Annotated in this window: 16 protein-coding genes; 6 read left to right on the top strand and 10 right to left on the bottom strand. The window is 68.5% G+C overall.

Translation table 11 applies throughout. From position 1 onward, the window contains the following. Positions 1–29: 29 nt before the first annotated feature. The 3 genes from DA1_RS14760 to DA1_RS14750 all read right to left on the bottom strand — a co-directional run bounded on the left by DA1_RS14760 (position 30) and on the right by DA1_RS14750 (position 3,470). Positions 30–677 carry a DUF924 family protein gene (locus DA1_RS14760; protein ID WP_034389822.1) on the bottom strand — a complete coding sequence of 216 codons (648 nt, stop codon included), beginning with the start codon at positions 675–677 and terminating at the stop codon, positions 30–32. A 200-nt stretch (positions 678–877) separates the two neighbouring features. Then, positions 878–2,254 carry a type II toxin-antitoxin system HipA family toxin YjjJ gene (gene yjjJ / locus DA1_RS14755; protein WP_034389823.1) on the bottom strand — a complete coding sequence of 459 codons (1,377 nt, stop codon included), beginning with the start codon at positions 2,252–2,254 and terminating at the stop codon, positions 878–880. Positions 2,255–2,393: 139 nt separating this feature from the next. Further along, complete coding sequence (locus DA1_RS14750; protein WP_034389825.1) at positions 2,394–3,470, bottom strand: porin; 1,077 nt, start codon at positions 3,468–3,470, stop codon at positions 2,394–2,396. Positions 3,471–3,743: 273 nt separating this feature from the next. Between DA1_RS14750 and DA1_RS14745 the strand changes: the two genes are divergently transcribed. Further along, positions 3,744–4,313 (top strand): DUF1439 domain-containing protein, encoded by a 570-nt coding sequence (locus tag DA1_RS14745; protein WP_065346849.1) that lies wholly within the window; start codon positions 3,744–3,746, stop codon positions 4,311–4,313. A gap of 27 nt (positions 4,314–4,340) precedes the next feature. Here DA1_RS14745 and DA1_RS14740 read toward each other — a convergent pair whose 3' ends face one another. Then, positions 4,341–5,327: a Bug family tripartite tricarboxylate transporter substrate binding protein gene (locus DA1_RS14740; RefSeq protein ID WP_013804548.1), complete on the bottom strand. Its 987-nt coding sequence runs from the start codon at positions 5,325–5,327 to the stop codon at positions 4,341–4,343. A gap of 142 nt (positions 5,328–5,469) precedes the next feature. On the opposite strand from DA1_RS14740, the gene DA1_RS14735 reads away from it, so the two are divergent. Next, positions 5,470–6,192 carry a glutathione binding-like protein gene (locus DA1_RS14735; protein WP_034389826.1) on the top strand — a complete coding sequence of 241 codons (723 nt, stop codon included), beginning with the start codon at positions 5,470–5,472 and terminating at the stop codon, positions 6,190–6,192. A gap of 132 nt (positions 6,193–6,324) precedes the next feature. Next, the gene (locus DA1_RS14730) at positions 6,325–7,371 is read left to right on the top strand and encodes a pirin family protein (RefSeq protein WP_034389827.1); all 1,047 of its coding nucleotides are present in this window, start codon (positions 6,325–6,327) and stop codon (positions 7,369–7,371) included. Between the two features lie 26 nt (positions 7,372–7,397). On the opposite strand, the gene DA1_RS14725 is transcribed toward DA1_RS14730, so the two are convergent. The 3 genes from DA1_RS14725 to DA1_RS14715 are packed head-to-tail and all read right to left on the bottom strand — an operon-like array spanning position 7,398 to position 10,270. Next, on the bottom strand, positions 7,398–7,850 hold the full coding sequence (locus DA1_RS14725) for a carboxymuconolactone decarboxylase family protein (protein WP_034389828.1): 453 nt from the start codon (positions 7,848–7,850) through the stop codon (positions 7,398–7,400). Positions 7,851–7,866: 16 nt separating this feature from the next. Beyond that, entirely contained in the window at positions 7,867–9,237 is a 1,371-nt protein-coding gene (locus DA1_RS14720; RefSeq protein WP_034389829.1) for a lyase family protein, read from the bottom strand. Between the two features lie 16 nt (positions 9,238–9,253). After that, on the bottom strand, positions 9,254–10,270 hold the full coding sequence (locus tag DA1_RS14715) for a Bug family tripartite tricarboxylate transporter substrate binding protein (protein WP_034389831.1): 1,017 nt from the start codon (positions 10,268–10,270) through the stop codon (positions 9,254–9,256). 100 nt (positions 10,271–10,370) lie between these two features. On the opposite strand from DA1_RS14715, the gene DA1_RS14710 reads away from it, so the two are divergent. Both DA1_RS14710 and DA1_RS14705 read left to right on the top strand, forming a co-directional pair. Beyond that, on the top strand, positions 10,371–11,273 hold the full coding sequence (locus tag DA1_RS14710; protein WP_034389832.1) for a LysR family transcriptional regulator: 903 nt from the start codon (positions 10,371–10,373) through the stop codon (positions 11,271–11,273). 111 nt (positions 11,274–11,384) lie between these two features. Next, on the top strand, positions 11,385–11,855 hold the full coding sequence (locus DA1_RS14705; protein ID WP_034398081.1) for an FKBP-type peptidyl-prolyl cis-trans isomerase: 471 nt from the start codon (positions 11,385–11,387) through the stop codon (positions 11,853–11,855). A gap of 87 nt (positions 11,856–11,942) precedes the next feature. Here the strand turns inward: DA1_RS14705 and DA1_RS14700 are convergent, their stop codons facing one another. Together DA1_RS14700 and DA1_RS14695 are read right to left on the bottom strand one after the other, a co-directional pair. After that, positions 11,943–12,788, bottom strand: a complete 846-nt coding sequence (locus tag DA1_RS14700; RefSeq protein ID WP_034389833.1) for a class III extradiol dioxygenase family protein — start codon at positions 12,786–12,788, stop codon at positions 11,943–11,945. A gap of 47 nt (positions 12,789–12,835) precedes the next feature. Further along, on the bottom strand, positions 12,836–13,177 hold the full coding sequence (locus DA1_RS14695) for a protocatechuate 4,5-dioxygenase subunit alpha (protein ID WP_012202847.1): 342 nt from the start codon (positions 13,175–13,177) through the stop codon (positions 12,836–12,838). Positions 13,178–13,253: 76 nt separating this feature from the next. On the opposite strand from DA1_RS14695, the gene DA1_RS14690 reads away from it, so the two are divergent. Then, positions 13,254–14,273 (top strand): LysR family transcriptional regulator, encoded by a 1,020-nt coding sequence (locus tag DA1_RS14690; protein WP_034389834.1) that lies wholly within the window; start codon positions 13,254–13,256, stop codon positions 14,271–14,273. Here the strand turns inward: DA1_RS14690 and DA1_RS14685 are convergent. Next, positions 14,175–15,056: a gamma-glutamyl-gamma-aminobutyrate hydrolase family protein gene (locus DA1_RS14685; RefSeq protein WP_012202849.1), complete on the bottom strand. Its 882-nt coding sequence runs from the start codon at positions 15,054–15,056 to the stop codon at positions 14,175–14,177. The genes DA1_RS14690 and DA1_RS14685 overlap by 99 nt on opposite strands. Positions 15,057–15,393: the final 337 nt, after the last annotated feature.

The raw sequence follows: 15,393 nt of genomic DNA, 5'->3' as shown, positions 1-15,393 counted from the left end.
TTTGTGGGTGAAGGAGATCCGCTGCGCTCTCAGAACCCTGAGCCGGGCTGGGACAGGTACTGCAGTTCCTCGGCCGTGCTGGTGCGGCCCAGGATGGCATTGCGGTGCGGAAAGCGGCCGTAGCGCACGATGACGTCGCGGTGCCGGTGGGCGTAGTCCAGCGTGCCGGCCAGGAACTCGCGCACGCCCTCGCCGCCAGCGTCACCGGCCTCGTCGGCCAGGGCCTGGAAGGCAGCCACGCTGCGGTCCTGCAGGGCCAGGTCTTCGGCATGCTCCAGCGGCAGGTAGCAGAAGATGCGCGCCACGGCTGGCAGGTCGGCATGCCGGTCATGGCCCAGGGCGATGCCATCCAGCGCCAGCTGCAGCGCCTGCGGGTCGCCTGCAAAGCTGCGTGCCGTGCCCCGGAACAGGTTGCGCGTGAACTGGTCCAGCAACACGATCAGAGCCAGCCGCCCCAGCGCCGTGCCGGCCCAGCCGTCCAGTTGGCCGGCCAGTGCATCTTCGACCAGGGCGCCGAAGCGCTCGCGGATCTGGTCGTCAGTGGCATCGGACTTGATGAACCACAGGTTTTTGCAGGCCAGGGCGCCCGCGTTGTCGGGATGCGCGGAGCCCAGCCAGTAGCTGAGCACGTCGGCGATGCGCGGGTCTGCGGCGTGAGAAGGGGCAATGCTTGTCATCGGTGGCCAGGCTCTTGTCGGATGAGGAAGCCTTCGATTGTGCAGGCGGTGGCGTACGGCCCTTGTGGATGGCAGGTTTTGCGCAGTCAAAGCACAGCTTGTGCAAATGTTTATCAAGATGATGCGCACAGGTTTTTCAAGAGAAATTACCGGTGTTATTCACAGATTGGTATTCGGATTTCATTGCTGGTGCCTGTCAATCAGGCACTCATGAATTCAAGATTTCGCGTGGCAATGTTGCGAAAGTCCCCGGAGATGCGCGCATCCTGCGCCACGGTCTGCCAGAAGCGGCGTGCCAGCGCCTGGGCATGCGGCCATTCGGCCAGCGTGGCGGCCGTGGGGCGCTGGGGCTGGGCGCCGAAGTCGCGCTCCACGATCTCGCCGTTGATGGGCATGTAGAGCATGGGCAGCATGTCGTAGGTGGGCGACAGCGCCCAGTCGCCATGGGGCTGCGGCAGCACGAAGGAGATGTTGCCGTAGTGCCGGTCGGTGTTGGCGATGAGCTGGCCGTAGGCTTCGAGCAGGCGCAGGCTGCGCGCGTCGGCCTCGGTGATGAGGCCGCGTGCGGCCAGGCGGTTGGCCGTGGCTGCCCAGTTGTCCACCTCGCCCACGTACTGGGCATTGAGCACCTGCAGGGACACCATGCCGATGCGTCCAGGGTTGCTGCCCGGGTGGGCCTGTGAGACTGGCACATCGCCCGGTACATCGCGTGGCGCCGGCTGGCTGCGGTCGAAGCGCTCCGATTCGAGGAAGGCGCGGCCGCCATCGAGGAACAGCCGCGTGCGCGCTGCGGGCAGGCCGTCTTCGGCCAGGGTCTGCAGTGCCAGGTGCTCGCAGACCAGCAGGTCGCGGATGCGCTGCTCGGCCGGCGCGTTGCCTGCCGGGGAGAACTTGACGATGACGCTGCGCCCGGCCGTGATGCAGCAGAACTTGGGCTGCTCGCCGCCCGCCGACGAGCCCGGATGCGTGCCCTGCATGGCCTGCATGGCCAGGCGCGGATAGTCGGCCGCCGAGGCGGCGCGCAGCGTGCGCGCGGGCAGGGAGTGGAAGCGCTCGAAGGCGGCTTCGCCCACGATGAGGTTGCCCGGCAGGTCTTCGCCAAAGCGGGCCAGGGCGCGCAGCACATCGTCCTCGCCCCACTGGCGCGGGTCGCCGCCCAGCTGCAGTTCGGGGTGGCTGTGCGCAAAGCTGCGGCCGATGAAGCCCTGGGGCCGCATGTCGTCCAGGAACCAGGGCAGGCCGTCGTGCTGCTCGCTGAGGCCGTCGGCCTCATCCACCCAGAAGCCGCCGCCGTGCAGGGCGATCATGCGGCCAAAGGGCGATGCATGGCCTTCGGTGTCCACGCGCATGATGGCCACCTCGGCGCCCACGCCCGCCACCTGGCGCGGCAGCACATAGCGCTGCGTGCGCGCCGCCCCCACCTTGCGCACCTGGCCCGACTGGATCAGCGGTGCCAGCGCGCGCGACACCGTGGGCTGGCTCACGCCCAGCATCTGCTGCAACTCGCGTGCTGCCAGCGCACCGCCCTGGCGGCGCAGTGCTGCCAGCACCTGCAGGGAGAGGTCTTCAGTGGCCATGGGGAATCAATTCATGAATGGATGAAACAAGGGGTTAATTTATTGAAAATCAAGGATTTATGCAAATCCATGAATGGATATATGAATAGATAAAAAAACCGCGCCCAAGGGCGCGGCAAAGCTGGACGGGAAGGGCTTTTCAGAAGGAATGCGTGATACCCAGGCTGATGCCGCTGGCGCGTGTCTTGTTGCCTGCGCCCTGGTAACCGTTCTTCCACTTGGTCGTGTCCAGCTCCAGGAACAGGCTGGTGCGCTTGGACAGCTGGTAGTCCACGAAGCCGATCAGGCGCTGGAAGCCGTCGTCGCCCTGGCCCGTGCGCTCGCGGTCCACCTTGTAGTAGCCGCCGTTCAGGCCGATGACGGGCGTGACGGCATAGCGTGCGCCCACGGCCAGGATCTTGTTCGTGGTTTTCGCGGTGTCGCTGGTCTCGGCCTTGTTGCGGCCGTAGTTAAGCATCAGGCGCAGGTCGCCACGGCTCCAGGCGCCACCGATGTTGGCGGCGTCCAGCGTGCGGCCGCTGGCGTCGTGGAACTGGGTGTAGGCGCTGGTCAGCACCAGATCGTCCTGGCGCCAGTCCAGGCCCAGGCCGCGCGTGTCCAGGCGGGAGGCCGACACGCCGGTCTCGCCGAAGCTGTACATGGCGCGCGCCGTGAGGCCTCCAAAGCTGCCCGAGTACTTGATGGAGTTGTTGACGCGGTTGGAGCCCACCTTGGTGTTGGTGGCGCCCCATTCGTTGTTGAGGCCATGGCCCGTGAGGCTGGTGACCTGGATGTTGGGGTTCAGGCCCGCAAAGCGCAGGGCAATGGGATCGACCAGGCCCACGGAGTCGGAGATCAGCGTGTTCTGCCGGCCAGCCGTGACCGCGCCCCAGTGGCCGGCCAGGCCCACGATGGCCGCCCGGTCGAAGGTGCCGGCCACGCCGCCGATGCCGCCCACGTCGGCGCCCAGCGTGGATTCGAGGTTGAAGATGGCGCGCAGGCCGCCGCCCAGGTCCTCGCTGCCGCGTATGCCCCAGCGGCTGGTGGGACCCACTCCGCTGTTGACCGAGCCCATGCTGCCCGCAGCCGGCGCATTGGCGCCCGACAGGCCGCTTTGCGCGCGCACCGACACGTCGATGATGCCGTACAGGCTCACGCTGCTGGTGGACTGCGCCAGGGCGGGGCCGGCCGCGCAGCCTGTGGCCAGCAGGGCGAGGGCGATGTTCTTCTTCTTCATGGTGTCTCCTTGATTTCTTCTGGAAGGCGGGAACTTTGCGAGCGGCCGAGTTTCCGTATGGGAGCCGGTACTGCCTATGTCCGGCGGGCACTAGCTGCTATGTCGTTTCGTTCTCGAAGTGGCTGCGCGCAGGTGCCGGGCAACACCCACTGCAGGGACAGGGAATAGCCCCTGGCGGGACAATGTCGCTCTCAAAAAACATAGCGCCATGCGTATGGCATGCATGGCGCTTCAGGGTTTCGTGTCGGGCTTTCTGAGGCTTGTGCTGTCGTGATGAATCGCCGCTTTTTATTGATGGTCGTGGCAGCGGGCTGGAGCCTGGCCGCGACCGGATGTTCGGGAAAGTCCGGACCTGGGAATGTCTCGGTTTCGCGGCAAAGGCTGCAGGAGGTGGTGGCCCAGCGCTTTCCCCGGCAGTTCCCCGTGGCCGGCATGCTGCAGCTCAAGCTGCATTCGCCGGTGCTGGGATTGCTGCCCGAGCGCAACGCGCTCAATGCGGTGCTGCAGGCCGATCTGTCGGGGCCCGTGCTCAAGCAGGGCTATGGTGGCCATCTGAACCTGGACTTCGCGCTGCGCTACGAGCCCACGGACCGCACGCTGCGCGCCCACCAGATCAAGGTCAACAGCCTGGTCATCAATGATCTGGCGCCCGCCATGAGCGACATGCTCACCACCTACGCCAGCGCGCTGGCCGAGCAGGCGCTGGGCCAGCTCGTGCTCTACCAGCTGCAGGACAAGGAACTGGCCCTGATGGACTCGCTGAACATGGAGCCCGGCGCCATCACGGTGACGCCGGACGGCCTGAGCGTGGCCCTGGTCCAGAAGCCCGTCGCGCCGCGCTGAGCGCAGCGGCGCACCTTCGCCCGCGCCTCAGTCTGCGCGGATATTGGCGGCGCGAATCACCTCGCCCAGCTCGGCACTCTCGGCCTGAATGAAGGCGCCGAACTCGGCCGGCGTGCCGCCCATGGGCGATGCGCCGATGTCGGCCAGCTTCTGCAGCACGGCGGGCTGGGCCAGGCTCTTGTTCAAAGCCTGGTTCAGCGCCTGCACCACGGCCGGCGGCGTGCCGGCCGGCGCCACCAGGCCCCACCACACGGTGGCCTGCACATTCACTCCCAGCGAACGTGCCGTGGGCACGCCCGGCAGCAGGCGCGAACCATTGTGGTTGAGCACCGCCAGGGCGCGCAGCGCACCGCTGCCCACATGGCCTGCCACCTCCAGCGGGTTGATGGCCATGAAGTCCAGCCGCCCGCCCAGCAGGTCGGTCACGGCGGCCGAGCCGCCCTTGTAGGGGATGTGCACGGCCTGGAAGCCGCCTGCGCGCTCCAGCAGGGCGCTGGCCATGTGGCCCGAGCTGCCCACGCCAGCCGTGCCATAGGACAGGGCGCCGGCCTTGGCCTTGCCGGCGGCGATCAGCTCGGCCAGGTTCTTGTGGGGCGACTTGGCGTTCACCACCACGACCAGCGGCGCCTCGCCGATGCGGCCCACCGGGATGAGGTCCTTGAGCGGATCGAAATTGAGCTTGGCGTACAGCGCCTTGTTGGTGGTCAGCGTGTTGGACGCCGTCAGCAGCAGGTAGCCGTCGGCCGCGCCGCGTGCCACCGCGCCCATGCCGATGTTGGTGCCGCCGCCGGGCTTGTTGTCCACCACCAGGGACTGGCCCAGCAGCTCGGCCATGGGCGGCGTGACCAGGCGCGTGATGATGTCCACGCCGCCGCCGGGCGAGTAGGGCACGACCACGGTCACGGGGCGCTCGGGGTAGCCGGCCGCTGTGGCGACCAGGGGCAGGGCCGCCCAGGCGGCGGCGGTGGTGCCGAGCAGGGCCAGTGCGTGGCGGCGGGTGGAATGTCTTGTCATGCATGTCTCCGTTGATTGTTATGACCCGGCGGCAGGGCCGGGCCCGCCATTATTTAGCGTGCCAAGCATGGCTGGGCGCCGAACGTTACGATGCAGCGGCCATCGATTTCTTGGCGAACCCGTCCAGCCTTCAAGGTGCCCCATGACTCCAAAGAATCCGCTTTCCGCCTTTTCCGTCACGCGCAAGTGGCCGGCCACGCAGCCGGACCGCATCCAGCTGTATTCCCTGCCCACGCCCAACGGCGTCAAGGTGTCGATCGCTCTGGAGGAGATGGGCCTGCCGTATGAGGCGCACCGCGTGGGCTTCGAGAGCAATGACCAGCTCTCGTCCGAGTTCGTGGACACCTTTCCCAACAACAAGATCCCGGCCATCCTGGACCCGCAAGGCCCGGGCGGGAAGCCGCTGGCGCTGTTCGAGTCGGGCGCCATCCTGGTCTACCTGGCCGAGAAGTCCGGCAGCCCGCTGCTGCCCGCCGACCCGGCCGCGCGCTATGAAGCGCTGCAGTGGCTGATGTTCCAGATGGGTGGCGTCGGCCCCATGTTCGGCCAGCTGGGGTTCTTCCACAAATTCGCAGGCAAGGACTTCGAGGACAAGCGCCCGCGCGACCGCTACGTGAACGAGTCCGTGCGCCTGTTGGGCGTGCTGGAGCGCCGCCTCACAGGCCGCGCCTGGGTGATGGGCGAGCAGTTCACCATTGCCGACATCGCCCTGTGGCCCTGGGTGCGCAACATGGTGGTGGAGCAGGGCTACAACGCGGCCGAACTGCTGGGCTGGGAGCGCTTTCCCGAGCTGCAGCGCGTGCTGGCCGCCTTCGTGGCGCGCCCGGCCGTGCAAAAGGGCCTGGTGACGCCGCCGCGCAACTGACCCGGCGGGCGTTGCATTCCTGGGCCGCACTGTCCCAGCCATGGTGGCTTTCAAAACGGGCGCGGGGGCCGCATCTGTCCGAGAATGCAGCGCCCCCTTTTTTCTTGCGGGCGCAGCCTCACAGGAGCCACGATGACCGCAGCCACCACCCCCGTCCTCCAGAGCCAGCCGCTGGGCCCGCTGTGGCCCACCATGGACCCCTTCCTGTTCTGTGCCCACCATGACGATGCCTATCCGCCCAGCGATGGCCGCCTGGGCGTGCAGGCCGTGGACCTGGAGGGCCGCCAGATGGGCAGCGACTTCAGCCGCAAGGACGGTTTTTCCATGTACCACGGCGATGGCGTGCCGGGCTTTCCCGGCCATCCGCACCGCGGCTTCGAGACCGTGACCATGGTGCGCAAGGGCCTGATCGACCACTCCGATTCGCTGGGCGCGGCCGCGCGCTTTGGCGGCGGCGACGTGCAGTGGCTGACGGCCGGCAAGGGAATCCAGCATTCGGAGATGTTCCCGCTGCTCAACAGCGACGCGCCCAATCCGCTGGAGCTGTTCCAGATCTGGCTGAACCTGCCTGCGCGCTCCAAGATGGTGGAGCCGCACTTCACCATGTTCTGGAACGAGCGCATCCCGCGCCTGGAGCATGCAGACGCCGCAGGCCGCAGGACCGTGGTCACCGTGGTCGCAGGCAGCCTGCCCGGCACGGCGGCCGCCCTGCCGCCGCCGCCCGAATCCTGGGCCTCGCAACCCGAGGGCGACGTGGCCATCTGGACGCTGCGTCTGGAGCCCGGCGCGCGCTGGACGCTGCCGCGCGCAGCCGGCGTGGACACGCAGCGCATGCTGTATTTCTTTGCAGGCCAGGCACTGCAGGTCGGGCCCACGGCGCTGGCCGGGCATGCGGCCCTGCATGTGGATGCCACGCAGGACTGGGAGCTGCACAACAGCGGCGCCGACGCCGTGGAATGCCTGGTGCTGCAGGGCCGCCCCATTGGCGAGAGCGTGGCGCAGTACGGCCCCTTCGTGATGAACACGCAGCAGGAAATCATGCAGGCCATGCAGGACTACCGGCGCACCCAGTTCGGCGGATGGCCCTGGGCCGAGCAGGACCCGGTGCATGGCGCAGAGAACCGGCGCTTTGCGCGCTACCCGGGCGCTGCGGCCGAGGAACAGCCGCCGGCCGCCTGAGTCCGTTCAGGCCGCGTCAGGTCGCGTCAGGTCGCGTTTGTGGGTGGATGAAAGCTGGCCGGCGCGGGCGTGCGCCCCAGCTCCTTGAGGATCTTCAGCGTGATGGCCATGCCGGTGTTGCCTGCGGGCACGCCGGCATAGACGGCGGTCTGCAGCAGCACTTCGCGGATGGTGTCCAGATCCAGCGGCGCGGCCTCGGCATCGGCCGGGTCGGCCAGCAGGCCCGTGCGGATGTGCAGCTCGAACTCTTCCCAGCGGCCCATGGAGGCCGTGATGGCCAGCACCATGATGCGGCGCGTGCGGCGCTCCAGGCCGGGGCGGCTCCAGATGCCGTCCCAGGCATAGGCCGTGATCATGCGCTGGAACTCCACATTCAGTTCGTTGGCGCGCGCCACGGATTGGTCCACCCATTCATCGCCCAGCACGCGGCGGCGGTTGGCAAGGCCGCGCTGCAGGGCGTCGGCGGAAGGTTCGGTCATGGCGGGGGTTCCTGTATCAAGCATGGGAATGGGTATTGGCGTGGGTCTGCGGCGCTGCCAGCAGCGCCAGGCATGCATCATGCGATGCCTGCACGGCGCGGGCCGGGTCGCAGGCCCGGGCCAGCGCATCTTGCAGCGCTTGCAGGGCCGCTGCGTCCAGGCGGGGCGCGGCCCATTCGGCCAGCAGCAGGCGCAGCTCGCGCCCCTGCTCCAGCGCCTGCGGGGCCAGCAGCTCCACGGCGGCCAGGGCCTCGGGCTTGCCCGTCCAGGGTGCCATGGCGTGCACGCAAGCCTCTGAAAACACCAGTCCGTGCAGGCCCCGCACATGGCCCAGCATGCGCTGCGGATGCACCTGCAGCGACTGTGCGGCCTGGCGCAATGCGGCGGCGGCGCCATGCACATGGCGCCACAGGTCGGGCCAGTGCGCGACCTCGGCCTGCCACTCGCCCAGCGCGCGCTCATGGGCCTGGGCCATGCAGCCCAGCAGCAGGGCTGCGAGCGGGGGCACGGCCTGGGCCTGTGCCACCGCCTGCATCAGGTGCACGGGATTGCGCTTGTGCGGCATGGCGCTGGAGGTGCTGCCGCGCGGCGCCTCGCTGACCTCGCCCACCTCGTACTGCGACATCAGCGACCAGTCCTTGGCCAGCTTGGCCAGGCTGCCGCCGCATACGGCGGCCTCCATGGCCAGGCGCATCCAGTCGTCGCGCTGGGTATGCCAGCTGCGGCCGCAGGCCGACAGGCCCAGGCGCCGGGCCAGTGCCTGCTCCACCTCGGCACGGTGGCTTCCCAGCACGGCGCCATTGCCCACGGCGCCGCCCAATTGCACGCACAGCGCAGCGGTGGCAAGCCTTTCAAACTGTTCGATGCTGCGGCCCACGGCAGCAGCCGACTGCGCGCACTTGAAGCCGAAGCTGGTGATCTGCGCGGGCTGCAGCAAGCTGCGCGCCAGCATGGGCGTGGCCGCGTGCGTGCGGGCCAGGGCCTGCAGTGCGGACTGCAGCGCGCCCAGCTCGGCCAGCAGCGCCTGCAGGGCCTGCTGCGTGAGCAGGGCCTGCGCTGTGTCCACGGCGTCCTGCGTGGTCGCTCCCCAGTGCAGCCAGGGCAGGCCTTCGGGGGCGTGGGCCTGCAGCCACTGCTGCAGCGGCCGCACCACGGCCAGGCCCAGCGCGCCGCTGGCACGCGCCTGCTCCACCACGCCTTCGCACGTGAGCGGCGCCTGCGCGCAGGCGCGCGCAATGGCCTCGGCGGCCGGGCGGGGCACCAGGCCGCAGTCGGCCTGGGCCTGGGCCAGCGCGCTCTCGAAGCGCAGCAGCGCCTGCAGCCAGCGCGCGTCTGCAAACCAGTGGCCGCTGTCGGCGGGGCCCAGATAGTCCTTTACCAATGACATGCTGTCCTTGCCGGTCTCAGGCCGTGGCGCCCGAGGCCTTGATCACGGCGGCCCACTTGGCGCTCTCCACCTGGATGCGGGCCGCGTACTGCGCGCCATCGCCCAGCAGCGGCACGGCCCCCTCGATGCCCAGGCGCGACTGGAAGGACTCGGCAGACGCCACCTTGAGGATGTCGCGCCCCAGCGCGCGCACCGTCTCGGCAGGCGTGCCCTTGGGCGCGAGGATGCCGTAGGTCAGCGAGCTCTCGAAGTCGGCCAGCGCACGCACGCCGGACTCGGCCACCGTGGGCACGTCGGGCAGCTGTGGCTGGCGTTTGGCGCCGGTGACGGCCAGGGCGCGCAGCTTGCCGGCCTTGACCAGGGCCATGGCCGCAGGAATCACGCCGAAGCTGAAATCCACATTGCCGCCCACCAGGTCGGTCAGCGACGGTGCCGTGCCCTTGTATGGCACGTGGATGGCCTTGGCGCCCAGAGCGTGGGCAAACATCTCGCCCGTCAGGTGGCCGCCCGTGCCCGAGCCGCTGGAGGCGTAGTTCATCTCGCCGCTGCGCTTGCGCATCTGCTCGGCCAGATCGGCCACGCTGCGCGCGGGCGAGGAAGCCGGCACCACCAGCAGCAGGGCCGACGAGGCGAACATGGCCACCGGCTGCAGATCGGTGGCCGCATTGAACTTGAGGCCCGGATACAGCGAGGGATTGATGGACACCGTGCCCGTGTGGCCCAGCAGCCAGGTGCTGCCGTCGCCGGCCGCACGCACCACGGCTTCCGTGCCCAGGTTGCCGCCCGCGCCGGCCTTGTTCTCCACGATCATCCCGTAGCCGAAGGACTCGTTGAGGCCATGCGCCATCTGCCGCGCGAACACATCGTTGCCGCCGCCCGGCGCAAACGGCACCACCAGGCGGCTGCCGCGCTTCTGGGCCCAGGCCGGCAGCGCACAGGCGGCCAGCGCGGCGGCGGCGGTGGACAGCCACATCCGGCGCGGCAAAGAGGTCTGAGAGGTTTGAGCGGTTTGAGAGGTGGGCCGGGAATCCATGCGTCTGTCTCCTGAAATAGTCGTTGTCACGCAGTGTGGTGCAGCGCAGCCTGGGAAAACAGCAGTTGCATCTGCGTTGTGATTCAAGAAAATGTGTGAAATGGACGTGAGATACATACACAATTTCTTGAGAGTGGTGGACACCGGCTCCATGTCCGAGGCCGCTCGCCAGCTGGATCTGAGCCCCTCGGCCATTGCGCAGCAAATGCGCGTGCTGGAGGGCGAGCTGGGTGCGCCGCTGCTGGTGCGCCATGGCCGCAGCGTGCGCGCCACCGAGGCGGGCGAGCGGCTGTTCGAGCGTGGCCGCCAGTTGCTGCAGGACTTCGAGGGTCTGCGCGAATGGGTGGCCTCGGATGCGGACGGCGGCGAGCTGCGGCTGGGCACCGTGAACACGGCGCTGCACGGCTTTGTGCCCGCCGTGATGCGGGCCTTCGTGGCGCGCCACGCCGAGGTGCGCATCAGCGTGCGCGCCGGCCTTACGCCCGAGCTGTACACGGCCCTGGTCCAGTCCGAGCTGGACGTGCTGATCTGCCTGCAACCCTCGTTCGACCTGCCCAAGACCGTGTGCTGGGCCGAGCTGCGCCAGGAGCCTTTGGTCGTGCTGTGCCGCACCCGGGATGCGCAGCAGGACCCGCTGGCCCTGCTGCGCACCCGGCCCCTGGTGCGCTACGACCGTTCCCTGGCCGGTGGCCGGCTGGCCGACCGCTACCTGCGCGCCCAGGGCATTGCGCCGCTGGAGCGCATGGAACTGAACTCGGTGCTGGCCGTGGCCATGATGGTGGACCAGGGCCTGGGCGTGGGCCTGGTGCCCGACATCGGCCCCGTGCTCTCCCAGGGACGCGACGTGCGCGTGCTGGCGCTGCCCGAGCACGGCGCCGCTGCGGACGGCGCCGGCTCCCGCCCCGCCGATGCGCGCAAGGTCGGCCTGCTGTGGCTCAACACCTCGGCCCGCGCGCGCTGGGCGCGCAGCCTGCTCGAATGCGCGCGCGAGTGCCTGGCTTGAGGTTGGGCGGCCGGTGAACCCACGGCCGCGACGCTGGAATGCCCCAGGTCGCCGACAATGGCAGCTTTGCGCGGCGCGCCTTCTGCGCTGCGGTTTTCCAAGGCCTTTGCCATGAACATCACCAAAGACACCGCCGTCACCATCAACTACAAGATCACCGACAAGCTGGGCAAACTGCTCGACAAGGGCGACGTGGCCTATCTGCACGGCGGCTACGACAACATCTTCGCCAAGGTGGAAGCCGCCCTGGACGGCAAGGCCGTGGGCGACACGCTGACCGTGGACCTGGCCGTGGAAGACGCCTTCGGCGCGCGCGACGAGAGCCTGACGCGCACCATTCCCAAGGGCGAGTTCCCGCCCGGCGTGAAGGTCGGCGGCCAGCTGCGCGGCACGGATGACCAGGGCCAGCCCCAGATCTACCACGTGGTCAAGATCAAGGGCCCCGTGGTGGTGCTGGACGGCAACCACCCGCTGGCCGGCATGGCGCTGCACTTTGCCTGCAAGGTGACGGAAGTGCGCGCGGCCAAGCCCGAGGAAATCGAGCACCGCCACGTGCACGGCGGCCACGGCCACCACCATTGAGAGGCAGGGCCGGGATACACCCGGTCCGCACGGCCCCGCAAAGAACAAAGGCCGCCTGGCATGCCCGGCGGCCTTTGTGTTTTCCGACTAGACCGCCTCCAGCGCCAGCAGCGCCGTGGCGGTGTTGGAGATCGGTATGTGGTAGTTGCCGTGCACGCGGCGCACGCCGGGCGCAGCCGCGGACAGGGCGCCGCGCATGGCCAGCCACATCAGCAGTTCCACGCCCTGGGTGCCGGTCTTTTCCACCAGTTCATGCACGCTGAACTGCGTGGCCCATTCGGGATTGGTGGCCATGCTTTCAAGGAACTGCAGGTCGAAGGCCTTGTTGATGAAGCCCGCGCGCTCCCCATCGAGCTGGTGCGACAGGCCTCCTGAGGCAATGACGGCCACGCGCTGGTTGCTGTTCCAGCGCGCGATGGCCCGGCCCACGGCCTGCCCCAGCGCATAGCAGCGGCGCGCCGAGGGCAGCGGGAACTGCACGGTGTTGATGCACACCGGCACGACGGCCACCGGGCAGTCGCCCTCGGGCCAGAACAGCTTGAGCGGCAGCGTGCAGGCGTGGTCCACCAGCATCTCCTGGCAGCTGACCACGTCGAAATCCTCGCCCACCAGGGACTCGATCAGGTGCCATGACAGCTCCGTGTGGCCGCGCAGCGGTGCCAGCGTGGGAATGCCCCAGCCTTCGTCGGCGTTGCAGTAGCGCTCGGCCGCGCCCACGGCGAAGGTGGGCATCTTGTCGAGGAAGAAGTTCAGGCCGTGGTCGTTGTAGAACATCACCACCACGTCGGGGCGCTGGGCGGCCAGCCATTCGCGGATGGGCGGGAAGCCGTCGAAGAAGGGCTTCCAGTAGGGCTCGTTCTGCAGGCCCTTGTGGATGGCGTTGCCGATGGCGGGAATGTGCGAGGTGCCGAGGCCGCCGATGAGATGTGCCATGGTGGGTGTCTCCTGTGCTGTGTCTTGCGTGTGGTCTGCGGCGGGGCTCAGGCGTGCGAGCGCAGCAGGGCCTGGAATTCGGCCTTGGTCATGCCGGTCTGCTGGGCGCCTATGTCCTGCATGTCCAGGTGAAAGATGCCGGCCAGCTTGGCCAGGTAGTAGGCGTTGCCGCCGGCCGCGATCATTTGCAGCACGTTGCGGGCGCGCACGGCATCGGCCTGCTCCTGGTTCAGGCCGTAGCTGCGCATATAGGCCTCCTCGTCGGCCAGGAAGGCCTGGCGGTTGGCCAGCTCGTTGAAGGAAAAGCACATGCTGTTGAGCGCATAGCCCTTGCGGGCCTGCCTGCCATCGAACAGGGTGGTGCCGGGAATCTGCGGCTGATCGGCCATGTTTTGTCTCCGGTATTTGCGTTGGATCAGCGGCAGTGTCCGGCCCGCGTTGCCAAAGATAAAGCGGCGGCCAATCATGGAATGCATGAGACAAATCGATGGATCGCAGCTCGATGGCAGGCTGCTGCAATTGCTGCTGGCCGTGCTGGAGACCGGCAGCGTCACGGCGGCGGCGCAGCGCCTGGGCGTGACGCAATCGGCCGTCAGCCATCTGCTGGACAAGCTGCGCGCCATCACGGGCGACCGATTGTTCGTGCGGCAGGGGCGGGGCATTGCGCCCACGGCCCATGCACTGGCGCTGCAGGACCCGGCGCGCGAGCTGCTGCGGCAAATGCAGCAGTTCGGCCAGGGGCCCAGCTTTGACCCCGCGCACTGGCGTGCCGAGATCACCATTGCCGCCAACGACCTGCAGCGCGAGTTGCTGCTGCCCGCGCTGGCCCGGCGCCTGCGCACGCAAGCGCCCGCAGCCATGCTGCGCGTGATCGACAGCGGCGCGCCGGATGCCGAACTGCTGCGCTCGGACGCCTGCCTGCTGGCCATCAGCCCGCGCCCGCCCGATGCCACAGACATCGTGCAAAAGCGCTTGTTCAGCGATGAGTACGCAGTCTTCTATGACAGCGCCGTGCGACAGCCGCCGGTCAGCTTGGCCGACTATCTGCAGGGCGACCACGCCACCGTGGCCTATGCCGACCGCCAGGCGCTGGACCTGGACCTGCAACTGCAGGCGCGCGGGCTGGAGCGCCGCTTTGCCGTGCGCGTGCCGGGCTTTGCGGCGCTGGCCGCCTTTGTGCGCGGCACGCCGCTGCTGGCGACGGCGCCGTCGCTGCTGGGCCGCACGGCCCTGTCATCGCTGGCCAGCTTTGCCGTGCCCGTGGACTGTCCGCCGCTGCCCATGTTCATGATCTGGCACACGCGCCACCAGGCCGATCCCGCCCATGCGTGGCTGCGCGGGCAGTTGCAGCAGGTGGTGGCGCAGGCGCTTGGCGGCGCGGGGCCGTCAATGCCTGCGAAGCAAGGCGCGGCGCAACAGGCGTGCTGCGCGGTTGCGGATCTGGAACGGGCTGTGGCTCACGGCCGGGCTCACGCGGGCGCGTGAGCAGGCGGCCAGGAAGTCGCGCAGCAGCACGCTGTCATCCAGCGTGCTGGTGTCCGGGTTGCGGAACTGGAATTCGGGGTGCCACTGCGTGGCGGCGATATAGCTCTTGAGCGTGCCGGGCTTGCGGAAGATGGCCTCGGGAATGCGGTCGGGCAGGCTCCAGGCCTCCACATCGAACTCGGGCGCCACGTCCTTGATGCCCTGGTGGTGGATGCTGTTCACGCGTGCGCGGTCCAGCGTGGGGTACAGCGCCTCCAGCCGGCTGCCGGGCACGATGGCGATGTCGTGGTAGTGGCGGTCGTACTCGGTGGGATTGCGGTGCAGCTGCGAGCCGGGCACCTGGGTCTCGATGTCCTGATAGAGCGTTCCGCCGAAGGCCACGTTGATCAACTGCAGACCGCGGCAGACACCGAAGATGGGCTTGCCGGCCTGGGAAAACGCCTCGACCACGGCCAGGTCGTAGAGGTCGCGCACGCGGTCGCCCAGCCATTCGGGGCGCATGGGTTCCTCGCCATAGCTGCCGGGCCAGACATCGGCGCCGCCGTGCATGACCACGCCGTCCAGCCACTCGGCATAGTGTTCCAGCGTCACGTCGCCGCGCGCGGTCTCGCCTGTGGGGCAGGGCACCATCACCACCATGGCGCCGGCCGACATGATCCAGTGCGCTATCGATTGCTCCACGTACTGCAGCGTCTTGCCCGTGAAAAGCGGACGCTGCGGGTCCGCATGGGAGAAACAGGCCGAAAGGCCGATCTTGAGGCGGCGTGAGGCAAGTGGGCTCATGGGGTGGTGGGCAAGGGGAAAGTCCTGATGGTCACGTTGTAAGCCCAATCGTGCCTGCGACCTGTAGGAAGGGGTTGAACGCCCGCGACCGGCGCAGGGCCATCACTGCAAATAGGTGTAGGTGAATGCAAGAGTTGTCTTGAGGCATCTCAAGCTTTTTCCGTCCATTCGTGCAGGCGCCCCGCCCGCGGGTGTAGCCTGTAGGCAGGGGTTGGGGCTGCGGATGCTGCAGCGCGAAAAACCTGACGACGCAGGGTGCGACTTGCTGTGCAGGCAGCCCGCATGGCGTTACGATGGATTCGCCAGTTCATCAATGGCCCCGACAACCCCGCCGCGC

This window comes from Delftia acidovorans NBRC 14950, assembly GCF_001598795.1.
Taxonomy (GTDB): domain Bacteria; phylum Pseudomonadota; class Gammaproteobacteria; order Burkholderiales; family Burkholderiaceae_C; genus Comamonas; species Comamonas acidovorans.
This window is presented reverse-complemented; position numbering and strand designations above follow the sequence as displayed.